This window comes from Paracraurococcus lichenis, from assembly GCF_030657435.1.
Classification (GTDB): Bacteria; Pseudomonadota; Alphaproteobacteria; order Acetobacterales; family Acetobacteraceae; genus Paracraurococcus; species Paracraurococcus lichenis.
Window position 1 is genome coordinate 1 of the sequence record NZ_JAUTWS010000565.1, and the last position, 309, is coordinate 309.

At 66.0% G+C, this 309-nt stretch carries 1 protein-coding gene; it reads left to right on the plus strand.

Features of this window, described 5'->3' with window-relative positions:
• Nucleotides 1-270: integrase core domain-containing protein (locus Q7A36_RS41255; protein ID WP_305109547.1), on the plus strand; the 270-nt coding region annotated here is incomplete at its 5' end.
• Nucleotides 271-309 lie beyond the last annotated feature (39 nt).

A 309-nucleotide genomic window follows, 5' to 3' on the forward strand; every position in this document is an offset into this window, starting at 1 on the left:
CTCGGCATCGAGAGCTCGCCCTCCTTCGTCCGCCAGCCCGAGGGCAACGGTGTCGCCGAACGCTTCATCCGTACCCTGAAGGAGAACTTCCTCTGGGTGCATACCTTCGACACCATCGAGGACCTGCGGCAGGGGCTGCAGGAGTTCGTCGCCCACTACAACGCCACCTGGCTTGTCGCCCGGCACGGCTACCGCACCCCGAACCAGGTCCGGGCCGAGCAACGCCGCCTTGCTCAATGCCCACCAGCCACCCTACCCTTGGCCGCCTGATTAGCGCAGCCGACTGTCTCAGCATCCGGGCGCACTACA